Annotated in this window: 1 protein-coding gene; it reads left to right on the plus strand. The window is 47.5% G+C overall.

Annotated elements, in window-relative coordinates:
- The first annotated feature begins 261 nt into the window (after nucleotides 1–261).
- Nucleotides 262–2130 carry a cation:proton antiporter gene (locus tag PX482_RS23640; RefSeq protein WP_288027543.1) on the plus strand — a complete coding sequence of 623 codons (1869 nt, stop codon included), beginning with the start codon at nucleotides 262–264 and terminating at the stop codon, nucleotides 2128–2130.
- Nucleotides 2131–2341: the final 211 nt, after the last annotated feature.

A 2341-nucleotide genomic window follows, 5' to 3' on the forward strand; every position in this document is an offset into this window, starting at 1 on the left:
ACATTGAACCGAGAGATACGGCATCAGCGAAGGTAATTGAGAACCGAGGAAAAAATGCGGTCGGACTGACCGTGTTAGAAAACGCTCGCGGAGGCGATTTGACGGGGATCGACCGGTTAAACCAGGTCGATCTAGTTAAAAACCTATGAACCGAGAATCTCCCGCTACACCGCGCGAGCGGTTAGCGGGGGAGAGTCAAAATTAGAATGATTAAACCCCAACCATAACCCCGCCTCGATAGCCGATAACCGATCGCTAAACATGGATCCATCTTTCGCCCTTACCCTGCAAATTGTCATCACTGTGGTGGCGGGGATTACAGCCCAAGTCATTGCCGAATACCTGAAAGTTCCCAGTATTGTTTTCCTGCTCATTTTTGGGATTGCTTTAGGGTCCGATGGTTGGGAAATTTTACACCCCCAAAGTCTGGGAATTGGCTTAGAAGTCCTTGTTGCCCTCTCTGTGGCGATTATCCTATTTGAAGGCGGTTTAAGCTTAAGCGGACGGGAATTAGGGCGAGTTTCTGGCAGTTTACGCAATCTTGTCACCCTCGGTACTTCCATCACTCTCATCGGTGGCGGTATGGCGGCCCACTGGTTGGGGGAATTTCCCTGGCCGATCGCTTTTCTTTACGCTTCTTTAGTGGTGGTAACTGGTCCGACGGTGATCGGTCCTTTGCTGAAGCAAGTAGCCGTAGATCGACGGGTGGCGACGCTTTTGGAAGGGGAAGGGGTATTAATCGACCCTGTGGGCGCAATTTTAGCCGTAGTGGTGCTAAATACGATTATTGATAGTCATTCCCGCCCCATGGAAATTATCACTGGTTTAACCCTGCGTTTAGGCATCGGGGCGGCGATCGGCATTGCTGGAGGCGGATTGTTAAGTTTTATTATAAAAACTTGCAATTTTTTGACTTTTGAGCTAAAGAATCTCGTGGTTTTAGCGGGAGTCTGGGGGTTATTTGGTTTATCGCAATTTAGCCGCAGTGAATCGGGGTTAATGGCGGTGGTAATGGCGGGAATTGTGCTAAAAGCGGCGGCTGTTCCCGATGAACGGTTATTAAGACGTTTTAAGGGTCAATTGACGACTCTTTGCGTGTCGGTACTGTTTATTTTACTAGCGGCGGATCTTTCGATCGCCAGTGTCATCGCTTTGGGTTGGGGCAGCGTCCTGACGGTGTTAGTCTTGATGCTGGTGGTGCGTCCCCTGAGTGTGGCCTTGTGTACCCTAAAAAGTGACCTAAATTGGCGACATAAGCTATTTATCGCTTGGGTTGCCCCTAGGGGAATCGTTTCGGCTTCTGTAGCTTCTTTATTTGCTATTTTACTCACCCGTGCCGGTATTAATGGCGGTGAAGCGATCAAAGCTTTAGTCTTTTTAACAATTTTAATGACCGTTTTTATTCAGGGATTAACGGCGCGGTGGGTGGCAAAAGGACTTAAAATCACTTCTTCTGCGGCAACAGGGGCAGTAATCGTCGGTTGTAATCCCCTAGGGCGCTTAATCGGTTCTTTATTCCAAGAACAAGGGGAAACCGTGGTTTTAATCGATACGGATGCCGCAGCCTGTCAGCAAGCAAAAGAAGAGGGTCTGACGGTGCTGCAGAGTAGCGCACTTGATACAAAAATACTGCAAGAAGCCGGCATCGAATCCATGGGGACTTTTCTGGTTTTGACTAACAATAGCGAGGTTAATCTGGTTTTAGCCCAAAGAGCCGGCGAGGAATTTCACCCTCCCCGGGTGTTGGCTGCCTTTGCGGGAACCGCCAACCCAGATAAAAATAAGGTTAATCAGGTTTTTCTCCCCAGTTTTTCGGTCAAGGAATGGAATCAGTATTTAGACGATAATCAGATTAAATTGGGTAAAACTATCTTTAAAGGCAATGATTTGAGCGAACAACAAACCAGATTAACTAAATTAATTGAAAATGGCGAACTGCTGCCCCTACTATTGCGTCGCGATAATTCCCTACAGGTAGTAACAGAAGGGGAAGAATGGCGCACCGGAGACGAATTAATCTATATTCTGCGCGATTTACGCCCACAACTGCTTAAACGTCTTTCCGGCACTGTCATAACTCGTTTATCTTTAGAAATCTTACCCGAAGTGGAAATTGTCGCCAGTAGATAAGTAATGGGACAAAATTAACTTCTTGGTTAGGATAGGAACTCTGGCAACAGTAAAGGGATGAGCAGAGATTCAGCTTAACTTAAGCAAGTAGTTATAATTAAATTGAAGATAGATTTTGCCTCAGATCCCCCCTTAGTCCCCCCTTGATAAGGGGGGTGCCGATCCCCCCTTAGTCCCCCCTTGATAAGGGGGGTGCCGATCCCCCCTTAGT

It is taken from the genome of Microcystis sp. M53602_WE12, assembly GCF_030065455.1.
Taxonomy (GTDB): domain Bacteria; phylum Cyanobacteriota; class Cyanobacteriia; order Cyanobacteriales; family Microcystaceae; genus Microcystis; species Microcystis aeruginosa.

Coding starts and splice junctions, on each gene's coding strand:
- PX482_RS23640 (WP_288027543.1), top strand. CDS start 262: ATGGATCCATCTTTCGCCCTTACCCTGCAAATTGTCATCACTGTGGTG.